Raw genomic sequence first — 22730 nt, 5'->3', positions numbered from 1 at the left:
GGGTCCTGCCTTCAGGCTAGACCCGGCCGCGGGGAGGGGGAAGGGACCTACTTCTTGAGGTCCTTCTCCTTGGCGGGCGCCTCGCCCGAGGCGCGCTGCGCGGCGTAGTAGGCCGCGGCCTCCTCCTGCCGGCGGGCCTCGATTCCGCTCGCGACGGTGGCCCGGAGGTGGTCCTGCGTGTAGCCGAACGCCTCGACCAGGTCGAGGGCGTGCGGGCGCAGCCGGGCGAGCAGCCGGTTGATGTACTCGCCCACGGTGCGCCCGCGCTGCATGGAGAGCCGTCCGTTCATGAGGTACCACTCGAGGTGCGCCTCGATGAGGGTCAGGCCGAACAGGTCGCGCAGCCAGGTGAGGATCTGCTGGGTGCCCGGGTCCTCGACCTTCTCCAGGGCCTCGGTGAATGCCTCCCACTGGAGCAGCTCGCCGTGGGCGCGGGCGGCCTCGATGAGCTCGTTCTGGTGGGCGTTGAAGCGGGCGGCGGCCTCGGCCTGGGGGAGCTTGGTGGCCCCGGCGAGGGCCTGCGCGGCCTGCGCCACCATGGTCTGGACCCGCTCGGCCAGCAGGAGCCGCTGCATGTCGGGGTCGCGCAGCGCGAGGGCGGAGCGCTGCGCGCGGCCGGAGTCGGCCACGAACTGCGCCACCGCGCCCAGGCCCGTCTTGAGGGCCACGCCGCGGGCCTGCCCGAGCGCGAACTTCGCCAGCGCCCCGACGTTCATCGTGCGGAACTCCTTGGCGTAGTCGTTCAGGAGCCGCTTGGCCACGAGCTGCAGCAGCACGTTGTTGTCGCCCTCGAAGGTCACGTAGATGTCGAGGTCCGCGCGCAGGGACGCGAAGCGGTTCTCGATCATGAACCCGGAGCCCCCGCACGCCTCGCGGCACTCCTGGAGCGTGGTGAGCGCGTGCCACGTGGACAGGGGCTTGAGGGCCGCGGCCAGCGTCTCGAGGTCCTGCCGGTCCTCGTCCGTGTCCTGCGCGCCGGAGAACACGCCGTCGAACTTCGCCAGGAGCTCCTCGTGGGCGAAGCTCATCGCGTAGGTCGCGGCGAGCAGGGGGAAGAGGCGGCGCTGGTGGCGCTGGTAGTCCAGCAGCACCTCCTCGGCGGTGTCCGAGGAGGCGTTGAACTGGCGGCGCTCGGCGGCGTACCGGATGGCGGCCGTGAGGCCCACTTTGGAGGCGGCGACGGCGGCGCCGTCGAGCGAGACGCGGCCCTGCACCAGGGTGCCGAGCATCGTGAAGAAGCGCCGGCCCGGGGTGGCGATGGGCGAGCTGTAGGTGCCGTCCTCCGCCACGTCCCCGTAGCGGTTGAGCAGGTTGGTGCGCGGGATGCGCACGTGGTCGAACGCCAGCCGGCCGTTGTCGATGCCGTTGAGTCCGCCCTTGATGCCGTCGTCCTCACTCGAGACGCCGGGCAGGCACTCCTTGGTCTGGGGGTCGCGGATGGGGACGTAGAAGGCGTGGACGCCGTGGTTGACGCCGCGGGTGATGAGCTGGGCGAACACCACGGCGGCGATGCCGTCCTTGGCCGCGTTGCCGAGGTACTCCTTCCACGCGGCCCGGAACGGGGTGTTGAGGACGAACTCGCCGGTCTCAGGGTCGTAGGTGGCGGTGGTGCCGATGCTCGCGACGTCGGAGCCGTGGCCGATCTCGGTCATGGCGAAGGCGCCCGGCACCGTGAGGTCCATGATGTCCGGGAGCCACTTGGCATGGTGCTCGGTGGTGCCGAGGTGCAGGACGGCGGCGCCGAACAGGCCCCACTGCACGCCGGACTTGATCTGCAGCGACGGGTCGGCCGTGACGAGCTCCTCGAAGCCGGCAATGTTGCCGCCGTGGTTGTCCTCCCCGCCGAGCGCCTTCGGGAAGGCCCGCTGGATGGCGCGGTGGTCCACGAGGTACTTGAGCTGGCCGAAGACGCGCTCGCGGTGCTCGGTGTGGGTCAGTCCCTCGAGCTTGTGCAGCTCGGGGCGGGCGGCGAGCTCGCGCGCCTGCCGGCGCACGTCGGCCCAGGTGCCCAGCAGCAGATCGCCCAGCGCGGCGACGTCGATCTTCGGCGACTGCTCGAGGTCGGCAACGTCCGTCTCCGCCTCGGCGGAGGCGGAGGGGGAGGTGGAGAGGCCAGTGGTCTGGTGGGTCATCGTGTCTCCTGTGGTGGAAGGGGTGGGGCCTGCCTGCGGTCGGCGTCGGCGGCTGATCCGACGGGAACGGCCGCCTGGGCGGCGATTCCCGCGAAGAGCCAGTCGGCGATCAGGCCTGCCATGTCGTCGAGGGAGGGCTTGTGGTCGGACGGCGCGGCGGTGAGCCAGCGCTCGCCGGCGGCGCGGACGAGGCCGATCGCGGCGGGGGGCCAGTAGTCGAGCGTCGCGGAGGCGGCGGGGCCGAGGTACCGGGCCATGGGGGCCTGGATCATCGACCCCACGGCATCGAAGAAGCTGCCGAAGGCGCGGTCCGGGTCCGCCGGGACCCGCGTGACGAACTCGTACACGTGCGGCGAGCGCGCGGCCATGCCGAGGTAGGCGGCGACCATGGCCCGCAGCCCCTCGTAGGGCGTCTGCGCGGCGGCGGCCGCTGCTCCGATGCGCTCCTGCATCTGCGCCAGGACGAGGGAGCCCATGGCGGCCTGCAGGCCGGCCTTGTCCCGGAAGTACCGGTAGAAGACGGACTTCGACGTGCCGGCCGCGGCAGCGATGTCCTCCATGGGCACGTCCGGGCCGAGCCGGTGCACGGCCCGGCGCGCCGCGCGGACGAGGTCGGCCCGCCGTTCCTCGCGGTGGCTCGCCCAGCGTGCGGTGCGGCCGTCGACGCCGGGTGAGGGCGCGGCGTCATTCGCGGTGGATTGGTTCACGGTACTCAGCGTATCAGGTACGCTAGGTATCGGTAATTCAGATCACAGCTCTCGACCGGAGGACGCTATGCCCACCTCTTCCTCGCCCGGCATCCGCAAGGCCGTCGTCGTCGGCGGCAACCGCATCCCGTTCGCGCGGGCCAACGGCGCCTACACCCGGACCTCTAACCAGGACATGCTCATCGCCGCGATCGACGGGCTCGTGGCCCGCTTCGGCCTGCAGGACGAGCAGATCGGCGAGGTCGCCGCGGGCGCGGTCCTCAAGCACAGCCGCGACTTCAACCTCACCCGGGAGTCCGTCCTCGGCTCGGCCCTGCGCCCGGAGACCCCGGCCTACGACGTGCAGCAGGCCTGCGCGACAGGCCTCGAGACCGTCCTCCAGCTCTCGGACAAGATCAAGCTCGGCCGTCTCGACTCGGCGATCGCCGGCGGCGTCGACTCCGCCTCGGACGCCCCGATCGTGGTCAGCGAGGGCCTGCGCGATGTGATCCTCGAGCTCAGCCGCGCCAAGACCCTCCAGCAGAAGCTCAAGGCCGTCTCGAAGCTGCGCCCCAAGGACCTCGCGCCCATGGCGCCGGGCACCAACGAGCCCCGCACCGGCCTGTCCATGGGCGAGCACCAGGCCCTGACCACCAAACAGTGGAGCATCACCCGCGAGGCCCAGGACGAGCTGGCGCTCGCGTCCCACCGCAACCTGGCCGCGGCCTATGAGCGCGGATTCTTCGACGACCTCGTGACCCCGTACCGCGGCCTCACGAAGGACTCGAACCTGCGCGCCGACACCTCGATGGAGAAGCTCGGCAAGCTCTCGCCGGTCTTCGGCCGCCAGCTCGGCTCCGGGGCCAGCATGACCGCGGGGAACTCGACCCCGCTCACAGACGGCGCCTCGACCGTGCTGCTCGCCTCCGAGGACTGGGCCGCCGAGCGAGACCTTCCCATCCTCGCCGACATCGTGGACGGCGAGGCCGCGGCCGTGGATTTCGTGCACGGCAAGGACGGCCTCCTCATGGCGCCGGTGTTCGCGGTGCCGCGCCTGCTCGGCCGCCTCGGCCTGACGCTCGAGGACATCGACTACTTCGAGATCCACGAGGCCTTCGCCGGCACCGTGCTCGCGACCCTCGCCGCGTGGGAGGACGCCGACTTCTGCCGCGAGCGCCTCGGTCTCGACGGCGCCTTCGGCAAGGTGGACCGCGCCAAGCTCAACGTCAACGGCTCCTCGCTCGCCGCCGGCCACCCCTTCGCCGCGACCGGCGGCCGCATCGTCGCGAGCCTGGCCAAGCAGCTCCACGAGCGCACCGCCGCCGGCGACCTCGGCCGGCCGGCCCGCGGGCTCATCTCCGTCTGCGCGGCCGGCGGCATGGGCGTCGTCGCCGTCCTCGAGGGACGCTGAGGCAGGGGAAGGGGACAGGGATGGCTGACAAGTACACCGACTTCGTCTCGCGCGGCTGGGGCCGGGACCTCGCCAAGCGCCTCGGGCTCCCGCAGCCCGTGGCCCTGCGCCGCTACGAGCCAGGCGCGCCGCTCGTGCCCGGGCCCGTCCTGCTCATCGGCGCCGGCGCCGGGGCGGACGCCCTCGAGACGGCGCTGAAGGGCTGGGACGTCGAGGTGCTCAGGGTCCCCGCCGTGGTCCCCGCCGACGGTGGGACGCACGACGCCGGTGCCTCGCCGGCGTCGTCCGCCTCGCCCGCCGCCTCGGCCGGCACCGGGAGGGGAGCGGGGGCGAAGCTCGGCGGGATCGTGCTCGCGCTCGACACGGTGGCCCGGCCCGAGGACCTGTCCGCGCCGATCCTCGCCGCCGGCCGCGCCCTGCGCTCGCTGGCCCCGAACGCGCGCGTCGTCACGGTCTCGCGGCGGTCCTCTTCCGCGGACGAGCCGGCGCTCGCCGCCGCCCGGGCCGGCGTGGACGGCATCCTGCGCTCGCTGGCCAAGGAGCTGCGCAGCGGTGCGACCGGCAACGGCATCCTGCTCGCCGAGGGCGTCGGGGCGGACGCCCCCAGCGCGCTCGGGGCGCTGCGCTTCCTGCTCTCCGGGCGGTCCGCCTTCGTCGACGGCCAGTTCCTGACCGTCGGCACGGCCAAGGGGGAGCTGCCCGCAGATCCCGAGAAGCCCCTCGCCGGAAAGGTTGCAGTGGTCACCGGGGCCGCGCGGGGGATCGGCGCGGCCATCGCGCGGACCCTCGCCCGCGACGGGGCCCGGCTCGTCGTCGTGGACGTGCCCGCGGCCGGCGACTCCCTCGCGAAGGTCGCCAACGAGGTCCGCGGCACCGCCCTCCAGCTCGACATCACCAAGCCCGAGGCCGGCGAGCGGATCCTCGAGCACGCCCTCGGCCGGCACGGCGCCCTCGACATCCTCGTGCACAACGCCGGCATCACCCGGGACAAGCTCCTGGCCAACATGGACGCCGGGCGCTGGGACTCGGTCATCGCCGTGAACATCGCGGCCCAGCTGCGCATCGACGACGCGCTGCTCGGCTCCGGCCGGCTGGGCGAGGGGTTCCGCATCGTCTCGGTCGCGTCCACCTCGGGGATCGCGGGCAACCGCGGCCAGACGAACTACGCGGCCTCGAAGGCCGGCGTCATCGGGATGGTCCGCTCCACCGCGGCCCGGCTCGCCGCCTCCGGCGGGACGGCGAACGCCGTGGCCCCTGGGTTCATCGAGACCGAGATGACGGCCAAGATCCCCTTCGCGACCCGCGAGGTGGCCCGGCGCCTGAACTCGCTCCAGCAGGGCGGGCTTCCGCTCGATGTGGCCGAGGCGATCGCGTTCCTCGCCTCCGACGCGGCGGGGGGCATCTCCGGCAACGTGCTGCGGGTGTGCGGGCAGAACCTGGTGGGGCAGTGAGCGCGCCGGCACGGGGGATCGAGACGGTCGAGCTCACCGAGGTCCCGTCCCTGTCCAAGCTCTACGTCGCCGCCGCCGCCGAGGCGGCCCGGGCCCTCGTCGCGCCGCGGAAGACCGCCCCGAGGCTGCCCGCCGCCCGGCACCACGCCGCCGTCGTGCGTCCGGACCTCGCCAAGGTCACCGAGTACCAGCACCTGCTCGGCGACTCGGCGCGGGACGTGGTGCCCGCCGGGTACGTGCACGCGCTCGCCTTCCCGGTGGCGATGAGCTTCATGGGGCGGGAGGACTTCCCGCTGCCCCTGCTGGGCATGGTGCACCTGCGCAACCGCATCGAGTACCGCGAGCCGATCTCCTACGCCGACGAGCTCGACGTGATGGCCTGGGCCGAGAACCTCACGGGGCACCGGGCCGGGACGCAGGTGGACGTCGTGGCCGAGGTGCGCCGCGGCGGGGCCCACGGCGGGGGAGGGGAGCCCGTGTGGCGCGGGGTCTCGACCTACCTCGCCAAGGGCGTGTTCCTGCCGGGCGTGGACAAGCCGCTCGCGAACGGCGCCCGCGAGGACTTCCGCGCGCCGCTGCCCACGGCCCTGTGGCGGCTCGGGTCCGAGACCGGGCGCGAGTACGCGGCAGTCTCCGGGGACTTCAATCCGATCCACCTGAGCTCGATCTCGGCGCGGGCGCTCGGGATGCGGCGTTCCATTGCCCATGGGATGTACACCGCCTCCCGCGCGCTGGCCGAGGTGGGGCCCGCCAAGGGCGACGCGTTCGTGTGGGACGTGGCGTTCGAGGCGCCGGTGTTCCTGCCCGCGCGGGTGGCGCTGAACATCTCGGACTCGGTGGACGGCGAGGGCGCGTGGGAGCGGTCGGAGTTCGTGGGGTGGCACGCGAAGTCCGGCCGGCGGCACTTCGTCGGGTCGGTGTCGCGGCTCGCCTGAGGCTGGTGGCTTGGCGTACGACGGCGCGTGGTCGCCACCGCGTTCGTCCCGACACGGCGCCGCCCGTCCTCCTTCTGGGGCGGGCGGCGCCGTTGTCCTGAGAGCCGTGCCATTGGCCCTCCCCAGGGCTGGGCGGATGAGCGCTCGTTCTATAGAATCGAAACTATGTTCGAATCAGCGGCGGGGGGCCGGTAGCAGTGGGAGGGCCACAGGATGCGGCCGATCTCTCGCGGCTCATCGCCGAGGTCCTCGTGGCCGTGGGGAGTGGATCGCCGAGCGCTGCGGCCACCGGAGTCTGGGCCACGGCGCTCGGGCCGGTCGGTGACGATGATCTGCAGCTGGACGAGACGGAGCTCCTCGAGCGGATCGGGGCCCTGGAACGGCTGAAGGCCGCTGCCGCGGCGAGCCAGGCCCGCTACAGCGTCCTGCTCGAGACGCGCATCCGCGAGAGGCGTGCGGGTGGCGATGAGGCTGAGTCTTCGTCGGTGGAGTTCGGAGAAGCCGAGGGCATACGACCGCGGGTCGTCGATCCCTCGACCGAGGCAGGGCAGACGATCGCGTTGGCGCGCGGCGAATCACCCTCGCGGGGCGGCCGGCTCCTGGGGCTCGCCAAAGCCCTCGTTCACGAGATGCCGCACACCCTCAACGCGCTCGCGGCCGGCCGGATCAACGAGTGGCGCGCCACGCTGGTGGCCCGCGAGACCGCCTGCCTCGAGGCCGGGGACCGGGCCCGCGTCTACGAGGCGCTCGTACCCGCCTACGCGCGGGGTGGTGTCGGCGACCGGCAGCTCGCCGCCGAAGCACGGGCCCACGCGCAGCGGCTCGATCCTGCGGCCGCAGTGAAGCGGGCCCGTCGGGCTGTCGCGGAGCGCCGCGTCTGGCTCAGGCCCGCCCCGGATTCCATGGCGGTGCTGTCCTGCCTGCTTCCCGCTGCCCAGACGGTGGCCGCCTACAAGGCCCTGTGCGCCGCCGCTGATTCTGCCCGGACCTCTTGCACTCAGGCGCCGGCCGGCGGCCCGCGCACCCCGCAGGATGGCCACGGCCGAACCAGGGACCAGGCCATGGCGGACACGCTCGTCGAACGGCTCACCGGGCAGGGCAGCGCCGGGAACATCCGGATCGCTGTGAACCTCGTGATGTCAGACGCCGCCCTGATCGGCGGAACACCGGAACCCGCCGCGCTCGCGGGCTCTGGAGTCCTGCCGGCCCAGATCGCCCGGGACCTCGTCCTCGCCTCCCCGGACGCGACGCTCCGTCGTGTCTACGCGTCACCCGCCACTGGATCGATGACGGCCCTCGAATCGAGGTTCCGGGCGTTCCTGGCGGGGCTCAAAGACTTCATTGCCCTGCGGGACCACACCTGCCGGAACCCCTGGTGCGATGCCCCGATCCGCCATCACGACCACGTCATCGCGGCGGCACGAGGCGGCCCCACCAGCGCCGTCAACGGACAGGGCCTGTGCGAACACTGCAATCAGGCGAAGGAAGCACCCGGCTGGGGACACGCGACCACGCCGGCGATCCGGCATACCGTCCCGGTCACCACGCCGACCGGGCACCGGTACAGATCGACCGCGCCCCCGCTGCCCGGGACGCGGGAGCTGATCGGCCACAGGGTCGAGTTCCCCGGCGGAGAGTACGTCTTCCACACGGCCGCGTGAGGCGGCCAGCAGGCGTCAGGCGGCGCCCGGCGGCGTCGCCTCTACGAAGGTGGAGGAAACGCAACGGCGCCGGCCCACCCGGGGCGAGCGGCGCCGTCGTGCGCGCGGCGGCCTGGAACCTACTCCGAGAGCGCGATCACGGACAGGGCGATCACTCGTACATGGCGATGAACCGGCCGACCACGCCGCCCGCCCGGAGCTTGTCGACCGCGCCGGGGATGTCCGCCTGGGTGATCAGATTCATCGGCGGATTGAGCTTGCCCGTCTTCATCAGCTCGTAGATCCCCTCGAGGTCCTCCCGGGTGCCCGACTTCGAGCCCTTGATGGTGAGCTGGTTGATGATCACCGGGTACGTGTTGATGGTCGCCTCCAGCCGCCCCATACCGACCTGCACGAGGGTGCCGAATTCGCCGAGGGTCTCGACCGCGGCAGCGGTGGTGGTGCCGAAGCCCGCATAGTCGACGATGAGATCGAGCCTCTTGTCCTTGAACGCCTCGATCGAGTCGGCCACGCCCGCCAGCCCGATCTCCTCGGACAGCTTCTGCGTCTCCGGGTTGATCTCGGCTCCGTAGACCTCGGCGCCCGTCAGCACGGCCACGCGTGCGCCGATGTACCCGAGGCCGCCGAGCCCGATCACTCCGACCTTCATCCCGGCCTTGGCCCCGCCGGCAGCCATCATCGCGTGATAGGACGTGAGGCCGGCGTCGGTGGCCATCGCGCCGAGATCGAACGGGACCTCGTCGGGGAGCCTGACGAGGTTGTCCGAGGTGGCGAGGAGCTTGGGGCCGAAGCCGCCGTCCCACTGGCCGTAGCCGAGGGCGTCGCCGTCGGCCATCACGGGGGCAAGTCCCACGCGGTCGCCCACGCTCCACTGCTCCATGCCCTCGCCCACCTCGGCGATGACCCCGGCGTTCTCGTGGCCCATGGTGCGGGGGAGGACGGGGAAGAGGGGCATCCAGCCTGGATCATCGATCGCGGTGACGTCCGAGTGGCAGACGCCTGCGGCCTTGACGTCGACGACCACCTGGCCGGGACCGGCGTGGGGCTCCGGGACCTCGTTGAGCTCGAGCGGACGATTGGTGCCGGTGAACTGCCATGCCTTCATGGAAATCTCCTTCGAGTGCCTTCGTCGGGCCCTCGTCGGGCGCCGGTACGCACTCGGCGGGGACACTCCGGATCCTACGCCCGGTGGAGGCCGCGTCTGGGCGCGGCGAAGCGCCCCGTCGATCACGTACAGGGGCAATCCCTGCCGCCCGGATTAAAAGCAAGGAGCCCCGGTCAAGAAAACCGGGGCTCCGTCTGTGCGCGGAGGGGGACTTGAACCCCCACGCCCTATTCGGGCACTAGCACCTCAAGCTAGCGCGTCTGCCATTCCGCCACCCGCGCAGGCAGCCTCCGAAGACCTCGGAAACCACGGTTTCCGTCCTCGGCAGCGGTATATAACCATACACCATTCCAGTCCCTGCTGCGCGCACGCGGGGCGGAGCGGACAGGCCAGTGAGAAGGCGGCCAGACCACCCGGACAGACACGAAGAGCCCCGGTCAGAAGACCGGGGCTCCATCTGTGCGCGGAGGGGGACTTGAACCCCCACGCCCTATTCGGGCACTAGCACCTCAAGCTAGCGCGTCTGCCATTCCGCCACCCGCGCAGGCAGCAACCTCGGAAGCGAAGCGATCACTCGTTTCCCTCCCGGGCAGCGAGAAAGACTCTACACGATCCACGTCCCAAGCCGAAATCGGCGCCTGCGGCCCCAGCGCACAGGGCCCGCAGGGGCGCAGGGCTAGGCTGGGAGCACCGGAGACGCTGAGGAGGACCCATGACCGACCATGCCGCCCAGGGCCAGACCACCGCCGAGGACGAGGTGGTGGGGATCTGCCAGGACCTCATCCGCTTCGACACCTCCAACTTCGGAGACGGCTCAGGGCCGGGGGAGCGGGCCGCGGCCGAGTACACCGCCGGCCTCCTCATCGAGGTCGGGCTCGAGCCGGAGCTGTTCGAGTCCGCGCCGGGCCGGGCGAGCGTGGTGGTGCGCCTCGAGGGCACGGATCCGAGCGCCGGAGCCCTCGTGGTCCACGGCCACCTCGATGTGGTCCCCGCCCAGAAGGAGGACTGGAGCGTCGACCCCTTCGCGGCCGAGCTCAAGGACGGTCTCATCTGGGGCCGCGGCGCCGTGGACATGAAGGACATGGACGCCATGATCCTGTCCGTGGTCCGCGAGATGCAGCGCACCGGCACCCGGCCGCGCAGGGACCTCGTCATCGCCATGTTCGCCGACGAGGAGGCCGGCGGTGCCTACGGGGCGAGCTGGGCCGTCGACAACAGGCCTGAGCTGTTCGACGGCGCCACCGAGGCCATCAGCGAGGTGGGCGGCTTCTCGGCCCAGATCGGCGGCAAGCGGGCCTACCTCCTCCAGACCGCCGAGAAGGGCCTCGGCTGGCTGAGCCTCAAGGCGCAGGGCCGCGCCGGCCACGGATCCCAGGTCAACGATGACAACGCCGTGACGCGGCTGGCGCGGGCCGTGTCCCGCATCGGCGACTACACCTGGCCCATCGAGTTGACCGACACCACGCGGCGGTTCCTCGACGGCGTCACCGAGCTCACCGGGGTCGAGTTCGATCCGGAGAACCCGGAGATCCTCCTCAAGGAGCTCGGCACGGTGGCCCGGTTCGTCGGTGCCACCCTCCAGAACACTTCCAACCCCACCGTCCTCAAGGCCGGCTACAAGGACAACGTCATCCCCGGCACCGCCGAGGCCCGCGTCGACACCCGGACGCTCCCCGGCCAGGACGAGCTCGTCCTGGCCAAGCTCAAGGAACTCGCGGGCGACGGCGTCGACTTCAGCTACATCCACCACGATGTCTCCCTCGAGACCCCGTTCGAGGGGCCCCTCGTCGACGCGATGGTCGGCGCCCTCGCCGCCGAGGACCCGGACGCCGTGGTGCTGCCGTACACGCTCTCCGGCGGAACCGACAACAAGTCGCTGAGCAGGCTCGGCATCACCGGCTACGGCTTCGCACCGCTCCGGCTCCCGGCCGAGCTGGACTTCCCCGCCATGTTCCACGGCGTGGACGAGCGGGTCCCCGCGGACTCGCTGCAGTTCGGCGCGCGCGTGCTGCGCCGCCTGCTGACCACGTACTGACCGCGCCGAAGACCCCGCAACGGTCTGCCAGAGACCCCGCAACGGTCTGCCAGAGACCCCACAACAAGAGGAGGGGGAGCAGCGTGGCCCTTGACCCTGCCGCAGTGCTGACCGACGGGCTCCTGGAGGAGATCCGTTCGCGCGCGCCCGGCTACGACGAGCGCAACGAGTTCTTCCAGGAGGACCTGGACGCCCTCGTCGCGGCCGGGTACCTGAAGGCGTTCGTCCCAGAGGGCGAGGGCGGGCTGGGAGGCGGGGTGGCCGACGTCGTCCGTCTCCAGCGGCGCCTCGCCCAGGCCGCGCCCGCGACAGCCCTCGCCGTCAACATGCACCTCGTGTGGACCGGCGTGGCGAAGGTACTGGCGGATCGGGGGGACGCGAGCCTCGCCTTCGTCCTCGACGAGGCGGCCGCGGGGGAGGTGTTCGCCTTCGGCGTCTCGGAGGCCGGCAACGACGCCGTGCTCTTCGACTCCGTGACCGAGGCCGTCCCGCAGCCCGACGGCGGCTACAGCTTCACGGGTACGAAGGTCTTCACGAGCCTCGCTCCGGCCTGGACCCGCATGGGGACGTTCGGCAAGGACACGACAGGGGAGGAGCCTGCCCTCGTGTGGGGCTTCATCCGCCGGGACCGGCCGGGCTGGCGGCACCTCGACGACTGGAACACGCTCGGCATGCGCGCGAGCCAGTCGCGCACCACGATCCTTGAGGGCGCCGTGGCGCCGTCTGACAGGATTGTGCGCCGGCTGCCGGTGGGCCCGCACCCCGACCTGCTCGTGTTCGGCATCTTCGCGGTGTTCGAGACGCTGCTCGCGGCCGTGTACACCGGCATCGCCGAGCGGGCCCTGGACCTCGCGGTCGACGCCGCCCACCGCCGCCGCTCGCACCGCAGCGGTGGCCGGCCCTACTCCCAGGACCCGGACATCCGGTGGCAGATTGCGGAGCTCGCCATGGCCGTCGACTCGATCCTCCCGCAGCTCGACGCCGTGGCCGCGGACCTGGACGCTGGGGCGGACCGGGGGAGCGCCTGGTTCCGGCACCTGAGCGGCCTCAAGCACCGCGCCACCCAGACCGCGAAGGCCGTGGTGGACGGCGCGATGCGCGTGGGCGGGGGCGGCGGCTACTTCCGCGGGCACGAGCTCGAACGGCTGTACCGGGACGTCCTCGCGGGCCTCTACCACCCCTCCGATCCCGAGTCGGCGCACTCGACCGTCGCGACGAACCTCCTGGGGCCGCTCGAGGATTAGCCGGCCGGGCAGCTCCAGGGACCCGGCTATCCGGCGCCCACGGGCCCGACGGGGTCTGGGACGGCCTGAGGGGCGTCGGCCTGGCCGTGCGCGGACTGCCGGAGCTCGAGGATCCGTTCCCTGGCCCGCTCGGCCTTGAGGGGGATGCCCGCGTACCTGAACTGCTCGTGCGCCTCTTCGAGGGCCCGCAGCGCCTCGTCGTCCTGGCCGAGGTCCTTCAGGCACTGCCCGTACAGGAGGCACGCCTCCGCCGTGACGTGCGGGCCGAGGAGGTTCCTCTCTCGGTGGACGCCCTGGAGGATCTGGGCCGACTGCGCCAGCTGCCCGGTCAGGTAGAGCCACCGGGCACGGACCAGTGCGGTCTCGAGCTGGTCAGCATCGCTGCCGCCAGCGATAGCAAGCGCCAATTCGGCGCGCTCGATCGCCGTGATGGTGTCCGGGCCGAGGATGCCTCCATCGAGCCGCGCCGCCGCAGCACTCCTGTTGAAGCAGGCCCATAGCTCGATGTCCTCGAGGGCCAGCAGGAACTGGGCGGCCCGGTCGTGGTGCCGTACCCCCTCGGCCTCGTCGGACCGCACGAAGGCGACCTTCCCGATGACCCACTCCGCCCGGCAGACCAGGCGGTCCATGGCGGCCTTCGCCACGAGCGCACCGAGGTTCGCGCACCACTCCCACGCCGCCTCGGTCCTGCCGCTGTCCGCGAGCGCGTGGATGAGCGTGCACAGCGACGCGACGCGGGTCGCGGAGCGGGCCGGGAGGCCCTCGGAGAGCTCGGTGGCGCGGTGGGCGTGCTCGACCGCGGCCTCGAGCCGCCCGTGGCGGTGGCAGATCTCGGCGTAGAGCTGGTGGGCGCGGGCCTCGAGTTCCCGGTCGCCGGCGAGCGCGGAGTGCTCGAGCAGGTCGCGCGCCGTACGGAGGGACCTCGTGAGCCGGCCCTCCCGCATGAGGCATTCGGCCTGGATGAAGGTCATCTCCCACCAGCCGGACGTGTCCGACCCTTCCTGGGCCAGACGCGCTGCAATCGCGGCGTGGGACGAGGCCCGCGCGTACTCGCGGACGTCGCAGGCCGCCTGCGCGCACAGGCTCGAGAAGACGTACTCGGCCTCCCCGGCCATGGGCGGCCCGCTCCACCACGGCATGGCGTGGGGTGCGCTGGCCAGCCGTCCCGCGAGCTCCTGGATCGCCTGCGCCGAGGGCTCGAGGCGGCCGGTCTCCAGCATCGAGATGTAGCTCGGCTCGTAGGCGCCTTCGCCCAACTGTGCCTGGGTGAGTCCGCGCCGGAGGCGTTCGGTCCGGAGCATCCTTCCGAATTCGATCCCCATCAGCTGTACCTCTTCTGAGACAGGGTGCTCCGAGGGCACCGGGCACGAGAGCGGGGCCGGCGGTTCCGCTCCCGCCCTGCCTCCGCGATGGCTCCTCTCCGGACGGCTCGACGACGGGCCATTCCCGGTCCCCCCTGCTATCGCAGACGAGTGAATCCCAGCACCCGTTGCGCACGCGTTATCGGCTGCCGGAGCCGAGCGGACACCCCTGCCCCCGAGCGATAACGGCGACGCAACGGCCCTCCCGCTCTACTCCTTCTACGGAGCCAAAAGCTCACCGGGCCACCTGGGAGACCGGACAGCCAGTTCACTCCGGGGCGTGCAGTGCACGCGCCGAGGGCCCTCCCCAATCCAACCGTGCTGCCTTACTTCTTGGGGGTTCCTCCATGAGACGTCCGCAACCCGGCGCAGGGAAGCCCGTCTTCTTCGACCCGAGCGGAAACCGGTGGTCGCGGGTGCTGGGCACCCTCGTGACGGTGCTCATCGTCCTGACCGTCCCGCTCGTGTGGATCCTGCCCAGTGCCATGGCGCCGCTGTGGGCCGTCTCCCAGAACAGCGACCCGTCGTACCCGCGCCAGCTGCTGGCCCAGGACGATTCGGAGAGCATCCCCGTCGTCGGAGATCCGAACGGCATCTTCCAGAGGATCGAGGTCGTCCAGCGCGTCGGCCGGCACGTCTACCTCAAGGACCCCTTCAGCAACACCATCTTCCGAGAGGCGACTCCGGACGAGGCGTCCACTATCGAGTACAGCCACTACGTCATCGACAACTGGGGGGTCCCGGAGGACCACCAGCTGATCCTCACGTTCGACGACGGCCCCGATCCGCGCAACACTCCAGCGCTCCTGGACCTGCTGTCCCAGGAGAAGGTCCCCGCGACCTTCTTCAACGTCGGCTACAACATGTCCACCTATCCCGAGCTGGTCCAGCGGGAGGTCCGCGAGGGCCACATGGTCGGGAACCACACCCTCACGCATGCGAGCTTCTCGGACAACCCCGACGTCATCAATCGGGAGCAGCTGATCGGCAACGACCATCTCATCCGCGGCCTCACCGGCTATGCGTCGCGCATCTTCCGCCTTCCCGAGGGCAATCCGCAGGGCAACCCCGTCGGGGTCCTCCAGGCCCAGCAGCTCGGGTACATCCATGTCGACTTCGACCTCGACACGGAGGACTGGACGTACCCTCCGGGCGTGCCCGTCCCCACCCCGCAGCTGGACGGCAGGGGCCACGTGGTCCTCATGCACGACGGCGGCGGCGACCGCCAGGCCACGGTCAACATGCTCAAGGACTTCATCACCAAGGCCAAGGCCGAGGGCTACACCTTCACGACGCTGGCACCTCTGCTCACGCCGCAGGAGCTGCCCCAGAAGATCACGCCCAATGCCGACGACCTGACGACGGTCGCCGTCGCGGCCTCGGTGACCCTCGTCCCGGACATCGTGATCTCGTGGCTCTTCTGGTTCGGGATCGGCTCGCTCAGCATCATGTCCGTCCTGTACGTGATCCTCGCCCTCATCTCCAACGGCCGGCAGCACCGGAAGCGGTGGGACGCCTTCCCCGACGCCCAGCTCCCCTTCGTGAGCGTGATCCTCCCGGTCTTCAACGAGGAAGCCGTGGTCACCAAGACCCTCGATGCGCTCCGGGCCAGCGACTATCCGGCCTTCGAGGTCGTGGCAGTGAACGACGGATCGACCGACCGCACCCTGGCCATCCTGCGGGAGTATGCCCGCTCCTGGCCGCAGCTGCGGGTGGTGGACCAGCCGAACGGCGGCAAGTCTGCGGCGAGCAACAACGGGATTGCCCACTCCCGCGGCGAGGTCATCGTCACGCTCGACGGCGACACGATCTTCGAGCCGAAGACGATCAGGATGTTCGCCCGGCACTTCCTGGACCCGTCGCACAAGAAGCCGCTCGGCGCCGTCGCCGGCCACGTGAAGGTCGGCAACCGGCACAACATTGTCACGGCCTGGCAGGCCCTCGAGTACATCTCGGGCATCTGCGTCACGAGGATGGCCGAGGGCGCCGTCGGCGCCATCTCGATCGTGCCGGGGGCCTGCGCCGCCTGGCGGCGGGAGGCGCTCGTCCGCGCGGGCGGCTACTCGCATGACACGCTGGCCGAGGACTCCGACCTCACCCTGACCATCCAGGGCCTCGGATACGGCATTGTGCAGGAGAACAAGGCCGTCGCGTGGACGGAGGCGCCGATGACCCTCAAGGGCCTGGCCAAGCAGCGCCTCCGGTGGACCTACGGCAACATCCAGGCGCTGTACAAGCACCGGCGCATGCTGTTCAACCCCCGGTATGGGGTGCTGGGACTCGTGAGCATGCCCTACGCACTGATCTCGGTGCTCATCCCGTTGTTGTTCATGCCCATGACCTTCATTGTGGCGGGCATCATCCTGGCCCAGGGGCAGTGGGCGCCGATCGCGATCTTCGCAGCCTTCGTGGCGGGGGCCCATCTGGTCATCTCCACCGTGGCCGTGGTCATGGTCCGCGAGAGCCCGCGCCACCTCCTCATGGTGCCGGTCTACAGGCTCATCTACGAGCCGCTGCGGGCCTACGTTCTCTACGGGTCGCTGCTGCACGCCGCACGCGGCCGCATGGTCGGCTGGTACCGGCCCGAGCGGACCAACAGTGTGCAGGTCCCCTCGTCGCCGGCGGCGAGCCAGACCGTCCAGGCACCGGCGCGCGAGAAGCCCCGCGCCGGCAAGCCCGCTGTCGCCACCGTGCTGTCCACGGAAGCAGCCCTGCCCAGGATGTCCCAGGACCACCGATGAGCACGGTCTGACCCATGGCCCCTCGGTCTTCACGGCCCAGAGCCCCTTTCCTCCTGCTCAAGCTGGAACTCCTGGCCGCCGCCGTGGCGCTGGGCACGGCGCTCGCCTCCTGCTCGGCCGGCGCCACCGGTGGGGCCGGTACCCAACCATCGGACGGCCAGACAGCGGGGAACCCGGCACCGCCAACCGGCTCCGCGTCGCCCTCGCCCTCGTCGTCCGCCCACGGCAGCGCTCCGTGGTTCGGCGGCTATGCCGACGTGACCCTGAAGCCGCTCTACCCCTTCGACGACACCACCTCGGACGGCAGGGCCGTCCTCGCCTTCGTCATCGCGGACCCGGGCAACCCGTGCGAGCCGTCCTGGGGCGGCCAGTACTCGTTGGACAGGGCAGCGGCCGAGCTGGACCTCGACCAGCGCGTGAGCCGGCTGCGGCAGAAGGGACACGGCGTGGCGCTCTCGTTCGGGGGAGCCGCGGGCGACGAGCTCGCGAGGGCCTGCCCGGACGCGCAGGCGCTCGCGCAGGCCTACAAGAAGGTGATCGACCGGTACGCCCCCGATGTCCTCGACTTCGACATCGAGGCGAAGAACCTCTCCGACGTCGACGCGACCGAACGGCGCGCCCAGGCCCTGCGCCTGGTCGCCGGCGAGGTGGGCGCGGCGGGCATGCCCCAGGTGTGGCTGACCCTGCCCGTCACGGCCCAGGGGCTGACCGCCGAAGCGTCCGCCGTCGTCCTCCAGACGCTCCGCGGAGGCGTCGACGTGGCGGGCGTGAACATCATGACCATGGACTACGAGGGCCCCGCGTCGGGCCAGAAGATGCTGGCGACCTCGATCCAGGCTGCCACCAGCACGCACGGTCAGCTCGCGCAGCTGTTCGGTCTGGGGCAGGGCCAGGAGGATGCTGCCTGGCAGAAGCTCGGCCTCACCCCGATGATCGGAGCCAACGACGTCCAGGGGGAGACGTTCGACCTCCAGGCGGCCCAGGGCCTGAACAAGTTCATCCACGACCACGGGATCGCCCGCCTGTCCATGTGGTCCCTCAACCGGGACCGCCCCTGCTCCCCGGGGGAGAGCCCGAGCCAGGACGGCACCGGCGCGCCCGAGGCCGCGGACACCTGCAGCGGCGTGGCCCATAGCAGCGGTGCCTTCGCAGCGGCGCTCTCCTCCGGCCTCCTGCCCTCAGCGCCCGCGGCTGCCGCGTCCTCCTGACAAGGAGCACGACGACGGCCGGCGCCCTCCGCGGGGAAGGCACCGGCCGTCGTCGTGCTTCAGAGGCGGCACTCACCGTTCGGTACGGGAGGCACCTGCCCTCGCGGCCCATCCGGCCTGGGGGCGCGCGGCGGCCGGGCCGCGGTTGACCACCTGCCGCTCGGCAGGGGCCACTCCCATCTCGGTCCACAGCCTGCGCCGGAACTCGAGCAGGGTGCGCTGGGCGTCCGCGCGGCTCCCGCTGTCGGTCTGGGCGCGGCTGATGAGCTTGTGCGCCGACTCGCGCAGCGGCTCGAGCGCGGCCGCATACCGGGCGGCCGAGATCGCAGCCTCGTAGTTGCCCGTTGCGAGATGGCTCCTGGCGATCGCCTCGAGCGCCAGCACCCGCAGCCCGCGGAGACGCTCCTGTTCGTACATGACCCAGTCGTCGTACCACCCCGGCAGCAGCTCGGAGCCGAAGAGGAGGTCCTCGGCGCCCGGTCCCGGCAGGCCGCCAGAGAGCGCCTTCTGGGCCACCCAGCGGAGCCGGTCGAGATCGACGATGATGCCGTCGGCGAGCCGGAGCGGGTCAAGGCTGCGGTCCAGCAGGTCCGGCAGCTGGTGGCGGAGCTTGAAGACGGAGGACCTGAGATTGCCCGCGGCCTGGTGCTCGCTGCTCTCGGGCCACAGCAGCCCCGCGAGATAGCTGCGGGGGCGGCTGCCCATGAGTGCCAGCGAGGCGACGAGCCGCTGCTGGCGCCTGCCGATCGGCAGCGGAGTGCCGTCCCTGAGCAGCTCCCAGGACCCCAAGAGATGCAGTTCCCACGCCACCATGGATGCTCGACCCCCTTCGCCGACTAGCACGGGAGCCAGGTCGGCCGGTGCCGTCCCGGGCTCGTCGGGCCCTCCGTTCCCGCATCACATCCGTGTGTGAAACTCGGGGCCCGGCTCCAGTAGACAACCGCCGCTCCGCCGCGGTCACGAGTGGTGTCCACGCGAATGGGCGGGGGCTGCTGGGCGGCCACTACTCGAACGGTACGCACCCGCGCGCGGCCGACTACTCGGGTCGGATCTGCCGCCCGGAAGGGCTGCGAAAGGCCCTTGACCTCGCCCCGGGAGGGCGCGCACTATCTGTCCACCGGACGCCAGTTCCAGGGAGGTCTGCATGGGGAAGCGCCGCTCCGGCACGGTATCCAACGGGCCGCCCTCCGCCCTGCGCGCCGGCCTGCTGGCCGCTGCTCTCGCAGGCTCCCTCGGCATTGCCGCGTGCGGGACGCCGCAGCCGCTCCCGACCGGGCCCGGCGCAGAGGGCGAGCCCACTCCCGTGGCGTCGGCCTCTGCGGTGAGCCCGTCGGCGACGTCGGCTGATTCACCCAGCGCGACGGACACCTCTGCCCCTGCCGCCGTTGGGCCGCTCACGGATCCGTCCCAGTTCCAGAGCCCGGCGGCCCGCGCGGTCGCGATCCTGAAGACGAGCGCCAACTGGTACAGGGACCGCCTCGATCAGGGCCACCAGTATCTGCTCGCGCAGCAGACGGACAGGTACGAGCTGTGGTGGAACATCATGAGCCAGGGCGGTTTGGTCTCCACCGCCCAGACGGCGTTCGGCGACGCAGCCGACGCCTACGGCGGGAACGAGCCCCAGCCGGTGGACGACTGGAGCGTGATCATGGGCGATCTGGGCGAGTTCCAGACGGCCGCCGATGCCTGGCACGTGACCCACTCCGAGACCGACTATGCCAGAGTGCTCGCGGCCCTGGACCATGCGGACCGGACGATCGATGCGCTGGCCCCCGGGATCACCGTTCCCCGCAACCACGGGAAGATCAACGTGCCGCTGCCCTACGTCGCCCCGCATTCGTGACAGCGCGCGCCGGGCTCCGAGAGCCGACGGCACGTGCCGGGGGCCCCGGCTACGCCGTCCGCTCGACCAGCATCACTTTGCGGCGGAGCCAGTACTGACGGCCCCCGCCCATGTACAGGCGGCTCCGCTCGAGCTCCCAGCGGCCGTACTCGGAGTGCTCGCGCACCCGCTGGCGGGCGTCCGCGAGCGAGTCTCCCGGCCCCACCGAGAGGACCAGGTACTCGTACTGCCGCCCCGGTCCCGCGGGGCGGCCCCCCGCGGCGAGCGACTGCGTTGTGGAGAGGATCCGCTCCTTCATGGCCCTCGCTTCCTCATGCTGCTGCCGCGCCCGCCGGTGCCCGACCGGGTACCTAGGCGCGCCCAATGGTTTCAGACTACCGTTGCACCATGAGCATTGATCCGCGCGTGGCCCTCGGTTCGCTCACGGCTGCATTGGAGGAGCACCTCGTCGCGGCAGCCTCGCGGCGCGGCGACGACGACCCCGCGGTCGAGGCCGCCTTCTTCGCGGTCGCCGACGCCTTCGAGGCGTACTCCGACGCCCTCTACGACTCATACGGCGAGGATCTGCCGCTCGACCTCCTCGACTCGGACGACGACGATGATGACGACGACGACGATGACGGCGATGACGGCGATGACGAAGAGGACGAGGACGACGACGAGGCGGAGGAGTAGGGCGGCCCGGACGACCCGCCACGCCGCCGCGCTCGGCTGAGCCCCGGGACACCGCTGTCAGGGAATTCCCAGCAAGGTGCGGGTGTCCACGTAGAGTGGCACGCGTGAATCTCCTCGAAGCCGCGTTCCTCGGGCTCGTCCAGGGTCTGACGGAATTCCTCCCCGTGTCCTCCAGCGCCCACCTCAGGATCGTGGGGGAGTTCCTGCCCAATGCCCAGGATCCCGGCGCGGCCTTCACGGCGATCACCCAGCTGGGCACGGAGACCGCGGTCATCATCTACTTCTGGCGGGACATCGTCAGGATCATCGGGGCCTGGGGCCGCTCGCTGAACGGGCGGGTGCCGCGCAGCGACCCGGACGCCCGGATGGGATGGCTCGTGATCCTCGGGAGCATCCCGATCGTGGTGCTCGGGCTCCTGTTCCAGGACCAGATCGAGACGGTGCTCCGCTCCCTGTGGATCACGGCCACCACGCTGATCGTGTTCGGCCTCATCCTCGCCGTGGCCGACGCCCTCGGCCGGCACGCCCGCACCCTCGACCACCTCAGCACCCGGCACGGCATCGCCTACGGCTTCGCCCAGGCCCTCGCCCTCATCCCCGGCGTCTCCCGCTCGGGCGGCACCATCACGGCGGGCCTCTCGATGGGCTACACGCGCGAGGCCGCGGCCCGCTACTCCTTCCTGCTCGCGATCCCCGCGGTGTTCGGCTCAGGCCTGTACCAGCTGTTCAAGTCGCTCAAGGGCGGGTTCGACGGCGGCCCGTACGGGCTCGGGGAGACGGCCGTCGCGACCGTGGTGGCCTTCGTGGTCGGCTACGTCATCATCGGCTGGTTCCTCAAGTACGTCTCGAACAACTCCTACCGGCTCTTCGTCTGGTACCGCATCGGCCTGGGCGCGGCCCTCTACGTGCTGCTCGGATTCGGGGTCATCACGGCCGGGCACTAGAGTGGTCAGGTGAAAACCTGGAGGCAGACACCCGTCCCACAGCTGCCCGGCTCGGCCGGCCCGGTCCGGCTCTTCGACACGCGGCTGCGGGACACCGTGGAGATTCCGACGGCCCCTCAGCAATCGATGTACGTGTGCGGGATCACCCCCTACGACGCGACCCACCTCGGCCACGCCTCCACCTACCTCGCGTTCGACCTCCTCAACCGCATCTGGCGCGACGCAGGCAGCACCGTCGCCTACGTGCAGAACACCACCGACGTCGACGACCCGCTCCTCGAGCGCGCAGACGCGACGGGCGTGGACTGGCGCACCCTCGCCCACCAGCAGATCAACCTCTTCCAGTCGGACATGGAGGCCCTGCGCGTCCTGGCCCCCGACCACTACGTCGGGGCCGTTGAGTCGATCCCGTGGATCGTCCCCGAGGTCGAGCGGCTCCTCGCGGAGGGCCTCGCCTACCAGCTCGCCGGCGCAGAGGGCGAGCCCGACAGCGACGTCTACTACGACGTGACCGAGGCGACGCGCCGCGCCGACAGCCCCGATGCGTGGCGCCTCGGCGAGGTCTCCCACCTGACGGTGGCCGAGATGATCGAGATCTTCGGCGAGCGCGGCGGCGACCCGGAGCGGCCCGGCAAGCACAGCCCCCTCGACCCGATCCTCTGGCGCGAGGCCAGGCTCGGCGAGCCCCACTGGGACGGCGGGACCCTCGGCCCCGGCCGTCCCGGCTGGCACATCGAGTGCACCGTGATCGCCCAGAAGTTCCTGCCCGCCCCTTTCACCGTGCAGGGCGGCGGCTCCGACCTCGCCTTCCCGCACCACGAGATGGGCGCCGGGCACGCGTGGAGCCTCCACCACGTGCCGCTCGCGCGGCACTTCGCCCACACCGGCATGGTGGGCCTGGACGGCGAGAAGATGAGCAAGTCGCGCGGGAACCTCGTGATCGTCTCCACCCTGCGGGCCGCCGGCGTCGAGTCCGCAGCCATCCGGCTGGCGGTCCTCGCCAACCACTACCGCTCCGACTGGGAGTGGACGGGCGAGCTGCTCGACGCCTCGGTGCGCCGGCTCGAGACCTGGCGCCGCGCCGTCGCCCGTGCCCTGCCCGGCTCGGCGGAACCCCTGCTGGGCGAGATCCGGGGCGCGCTCACCGATGACCTCGACGCGCCGCGCGCCCTCGCCGCCGTGGACAAGTGGGCCGAGGACTCGCTCGCCGGCAGCTCCGCGAGCGCGGACGACGGCGCGCTGGCCGCCGCCGCGATCGACGCGCTGCTCGGCGTCGACCTCGGTTAGGCCGACCGCAG

The 22730-nt window shown here is 71.5% G+C and carries 18 protein-coding genes and 2 tRNA genes; 12 read left to right on the top strand and 8 right to left on the bottom strand.

Going from position 1 to position 22730, the window contains the following annotated elements; translation table 11 throughout:
- Positions 1 to 47 precede the first annotated feature (47 nt).
- Positions 48 to 2132, bottom strand: a complete 2085-nt coding sequence (locus ACYVKZ_RS10450; protein ID WP_460992199.1) for an acyl-CoA dehydrogenase family protein — start codon at positions 2130 to 2132, stop codon at positions 48 to 50.
- Entirely contained in the window at positions 2129 to 2839 is a 711-nt protein-coding gene (locus tag ACYVKZ_RS10445) for a TetR/AcrR family transcriptional regulator (protein WP_460992197.1), read from the bottom strand. Before ACYVKZ_RS10445 ends, ACYVKZ_RS10450 begins: the two co-directional genes overlap by 4 nt.
- Before the next feature lie 67 nt (positions 2840 to 2906).
- Between ACYVKZ_RS10445 and ACYVKZ_RS10440 the strand changes: the two genes are divergently transcribed.
- The 4 genes from ACYVKZ_RS10440 (at position 2907) to ACYVKZ_RS10425 (ending at position 8276) form a co-directional block, all read left to right on the top strand.
- Positions 2907 to 4229 carry an acetyl-CoA C-acetyltransferase gene (locus ACYVKZ_RS10440; RefSeq protein WP_460992194.1) on the top strand — a complete coding sequence of 441 codons (1323 nt, stop codon included), beginning with the start codon at positions 2907 to 2909 and terminating at the stop codon, positions 4227 to 4229.
- 20 nt (positions 4230 to 4249) lie between these two features.
- Positions 4250 to 5680 (top strand): 3-oxoacyl-ACP reductase, encoded by a 1431-nt coding sequence (locus ACYVKZ_RS10435; RefSeq protein ID WP_460992192.1) that lies wholly within the window; start codon positions 4250 to 4252, stop codon positions 5678 to 5680.
- On the top strand, positions 5677 to 6615 hold the full coding sequence (locus ACYVKZ_RS10430; protein ID WP_460992190.1) for a MaoC family dehydratase: 939 nt from the start codon (positions 5677 to 5679) through the stop codon (positions 6613 to 6615). Before ACYVKZ_RS10435 ends, ACYVKZ_RS10430 begins: the two co-directional genes overlap by 4 nt.
- Before the next feature lie 197 nt (positions 6616 to 6812).
- Entirely contained in the window at positions 6813 to 8276 is a 1464-nt protein-coding gene (locus tag ACYVKZ_RS10425) for an HNH endonuclease (protein ID WP_460992188.1), read from the top strand.
- 151 nt (positions 8277 to 8427) lie between these two features.
- Here ACYVKZ_RS10425 and ACYVKZ_RS10420 read toward each other — a convergent pair whose 3' ends face one another.
- The 3 genes from ACYVKZ_RS10420 to ACYVKZ_RS10410 form a co-directional block, all read right to left on the bottom strand.
- Positions 8428 to 9381 carry an alcohol dehydrogenase catalytic domain-containing protein gene (locus tag ACYVKZ_RS10420; protein WP_460992185.1) on the bottom strand — a complete coding sequence of 318 codons (954 nt, stop codon included), beginning with the start codon at positions 9379 to 9381 and terminating at the stop codon, positions 8428 to 8430.
- A gap of 197 nt (positions 9382 to 9578) precedes the next feature.
- Positions 9579 to 9662: transfer RNA gene (locus tag ACYVKZ_RS10415), tRNA-Leu, on the bottom strand.
- A 179-nt stretch (positions 9663 to 9841) separates the two neighbouring features.
- Positions 9842 to 9925, bottom strand: a tRNA-Leu gene (locus tag ACYVKZ_RS10410).
- A 168-nt stretch (positions 9926 to 10093) separates the two neighbouring features.
- Here ACYVKZ_RS10410 and ACYVKZ_RS10405 point away from each other — a divergent pair.
- Both ACYVKZ_RS10405 and ACYVKZ_RS10400 read left to right on the top strand, forming a co-directional pair.
- Complete coding sequence (locus ACYVKZ_RS10405; protein ID WP_460992183.1) at positions 10094 to 11416, top strand: M20/M25/M40 family metallo-hydrolase; 1323 nt, start codon at positions 10094 to 10096, stop codon at positions 11414 to 11416.
- 83 nt (positions 11417 to 11499) lie between these two features.
- A complete protein-coding gene (locus tag ACYVKZ_RS10400) occupies positions 11500 to 12660 on the top strand; it encodes an acyl-CoA dehydrogenase family protein (RefSeq protein ID WP_460992181.1) in 1161 nt (386 codons plus the stop codon).
- Between the two features lie 26 nt (positions 12661 to 12686).
- On the opposite strand, the gene ACYVKZ_RS10395 is transcribed toward ACYVKZ_RS10400, so the two are convergent.
- Complete coding sequence (locus ACYVKZ_RS10395; RefSeq protein ID WP_460992179.1) at positions 12687 to 13961, bottom strand: helix-turn-helix domain-containing protein; 1275 nt, start codon at positions 13959 to 13961, stop codon at positions 12687 to 12689.
- A gap of 407 nt (positions 13962 to 14368) precedes the next feature.
- On the opposite strand from ACYVKZ_RS10395, the gene ACYVKZ_RS10390 reads away from it, so the two are divergent.
- Both ACYVKZ_RS10390 and ACYVKZ_RS10385 read left to right on the top strand, forming a co-directional pair.
- Positions 14369 to 16762: a bifunctional polysaccharide deacetylase/glycosyltransferase family 2 protein gene (locus tag ACYVKZ_RS10390; RefSeq protein ID WP_460992177.1), complete on the top strand. Its 2394-nt coding sequence runs from the start codon at positions 14369 to 14371 to the stop codon at positions 16760 to 16762.
- A gap of 14 nt (positions 16763 to 16776) precedes the next feature.
- Positions 16777 to 17970, top strand: coding sequence for a chitinase (locus ACYVKZ_RS10385; protein WP_460992175.1), 1194 nt, complete (start codon positions 16777 to 16779; stop codon positions 17968 to 17970).
- Positions 17971 to 18042: 72 nt separating this feature from the next.
- On the opposite strand, the gene ACYVKZ_RS10380 is transcribed toward ACYVKZ_RS10385, so the two are convergent.
- On the bottom strand, positions 18043 to 18783 hold the full coding sequence (locus ACYVKZ_RS10380) for an AfsR/SARP family transcriptional regulator (RefSeq protein WP_460992173.1): 741 nt from the start codon (positions 18781 to 18783) through the stop codon (positions 18043 to 18045).
- A 331-nt stretch (positions 18784 to 19114) separates the two neighbouring features.
- Here ACYVKZ_RS10380 and ACYVKZ_RS10375 point away from each other — a divergent pair, with 331 nt between their 5' ends.
- A complete protein-coding gene (locus ACYVKZ_RS10375) occupies positions 19115 to 19813 on the top strand; it encodes a hypothetical protein (protein ID WP_460992171.1) in 699 nt (232 codons plus the stop codon).
- Positions 19814 to 19862: 49 nt separating this feature from the next.
- On the opposite strand, the gene ACYVKZ_RS10370 is transcribed toward ACYVKZ_RS10375, so the two are convergent.
- Positions 19863 to 20111, bottom strand: coding sequence for a DUF5703 family protein (locus ACYVKZ_RS10370; protein ID WP_066497726.1), 249 nt, complete (start codon positions 20109 to 20111; stop codon positions 19863 to 19865).
- A gap of 89 nt (positions 20112 to 20200) precedes the next feature.
- Here ACYVKZ_RS10370 and ACYVKZ_RS10365 point away from each other — a divergent pair, with 89 nt between their 5' ends.
- The 3 genes from ACYVKZ_RS10365 to mshC all read left to right on the top strand — a co-directional run bounded on the left by ACYVKZ_RS10365 (position 20201) and on the right by mshC (position 22719).
- Positions 20201 to 20488 (top strand): hypothetical protein, encoded by a 288-nt coding sequence (locus tag ACYVKZ_RS10365; RefSeq protein ID WP_460992169.1) that lies wholly within the window; start codon positions 20201 to 20203, stop codon positions 20486 to 20488.
- Positions 20489 to 20592: 104 nt separating this feature from the next.
- Complete coding sequence (locus ACYVKZ_RS10360; RefSeq protein ID WP_460992167.1) at positions 20593 to 21432, top strand: undecaprenyl-diphosphate phosphatase; 840 nt, start codon at positions 20593 to 20595, stop codon at positions 21430 to 21432.
- A gap of 9 nt (positions 21433 to 21441) precedes the next feature.
- A complete protein-coding gene (gene mshC, locus ACYVKZ_RS10355) occupies positions 21442 to 22719 on the top strand; it encodes a cysteine--1-D-myo-inosityl 2-amino-2-deoxy-alpha-D-glucopyranoside ligase (RefSeq protein WP_460992165.1) in 1278 nt (425 codons plus the stop codon).
- Positions 22720 to 22730 lie beyond the last annotated feature (11 nt).

The sequence above is a fragment of the Sinomonas soli genome (assembly GCF_054782415.1).
The sequence above is the reverse complement of the archived record's forward strand: the minus strand, read 5'-3'. Positions and strand labels throughout refer to the sequence as shown.